The organism is Vibrio sp. Vb1026 (genome assembly GCF_033338745.1).
GTDB lineage: Bacteria > Pseudomonadota > Gammaproteobacteria > Enterobacterales > Vibrionaceae > Vibrio > Vibrio alginolyticus.
In genome coordinates, this window is record NZ_JAWOTH010000094.1 from 1 (window position 1) to 1358 (window position 1358).

Genomic DNA, 1358 nt, shown 5'->3' on the forward strand with positions numbered 1-1358 from the left:
CTTCTTTGATTTACCGATGACGCAGATAAAAATCGATAAATCGATGGCTTGGAAAACGCTGACAAACCACTCTTCGCGAGAGTACCGAAAGTTTTTGATTGCAATGTGCCACGAGAACAATATTGAGGTAGTGATTGAAGGCATTGAGGATGCGAAGATGTGCGACTTCTTTACTCAGATGGGCGTCGATTATTTACAAGGTTACTGGTTCTCAAAACCCTTATCTGTCGCAAGTGCTAGCCGATATTCATTGAATTCATAGTTCGAATTTTGGAATTCTCACCTGTTCCGCACAGCCACCGTTTAGTTACCGGTTTTTACATCGAAACAGAACGTGGCTGTGGCGAAAACTCAGGTTAACTTTACCCACCTATCTTAAGCGGTCAAACACAACGTTTTGATCTAAGTGCTCGTGATATTGCGTGTAATCGAGCCCCATAGCAAAAATGTATTGTGTAACGAGGATTCTTACGCACTCAATCAACTGATTGGCTTGCCAAGGCTTTTCGAAATATCGATCGATGCCCGCAGAGTTAATCGCATTGATCGTATCAGTGTGCGTGGCCTGCCCAGTCAACAAGACTTTGCGAGTGCGAACAAAGCGGCTGTCTTTGGAAATTTCCGTCAGCAGCTCAACACCCGTTTTACCTGGCATCACGTGATCCGAAATAATTAACGCGATCATTTCACCATCTAATTGATCAAATGTGCCGATACCGAAATCACCACGTTTTTTCAAATCTTCAAAGCTAATCACACCATCATATATACCATCTAATAGCGCAAGCATTGTAGATGTTTGATATACTTCGTTATTCGTTTTCGTTCTTTTTGCATCAATATCAATTAATTGCGCAACGGTCATCTCAAATCTGCCTCCATTAGTTTAATTGGTTTGGTAATAATTTTTCGCTTAATTTAATGTTGTCACGATAGTCAATTGGAATATCAATAATGACAGGACCGTCTGCTGCTAATGCGGATTTTAATACCCCTTCTAATTCATCAGGCGTGTTAACGCGAAGACCTGTCGCACCGAAACTTTCTGCATATTTCACAATATCAACATCACCGAACTCTGTAGCTGATGTTCTACCATATTTCATCATTTGTTGGAACGCAACCATATCATACGTACCGTCTCTCCATACAAGATGTACGATTGGAGAATTTAAACGTACCGCTGTTTCTAATTCCATCGCTGAGAATAAGAAACCACCGTCACCTGATACAGAAACTACTTTCTTACCTGGTTCTACTAAAGTAGCAGCAATTGCCCAAGGCAGTGCCACACCTAACGTTTGCATACCGTTACTAAATAATAATCTACGTGGTTCATAAGAACGGAAACATCTTGC

General features: G+C 41.2%; 3 protein-coding genes. 1 reads left to right on the plus strand and 2 read right to left on the minus strand.

Translation table 11 applies throughout. The features are described from left to right. The coding region (locus R7E47_RS24410; RefSeq protein ID WP_318085274.1) for an EAL domain-containing protein at positions 1-262 on the plus strand (262 nt) is incomplete at its 5' end. 108 nt (positions 263-370) lie between these two features. On the opposite strand, the gene R7E47_RS24415 is transcribed toward R7E47_RS24410, so the two are convergent. Both R7E47_RS24415 and R7E47_RS24420 read right to left on the minus strand, forming a co-directional pair. Beyond that, positions 371-865 (minus strand): acetolactate decarboxylase, encoded by a 495-nt coding sequence (locus R7E47_RS24415; protein ID WP_318085276.1) that lies wholly within the window; start codon positions 863-865, stop codon positions 371-373. A 16-nt stretch (positions 866-881) separates the two neighbouring features. Next, a partial coding sequence (locus tag R7E47_RS24420) for a thiamine pyrophosphate-dependent enzyme (protein ID WP_318085277.1) occupies positions 882-1358 on the minus strand: 477 nt, incomplete at its 5' end.

Excerpts from the sequence above, each read along its gene's own strand:
- R7E47_RS24415 (WP_318085276.1), bottom strand. The coding sequence starts at position 865 with ATGACCGTTGCGCAATTAATTGATATTGATGCAAAAAGAACGAAAACG.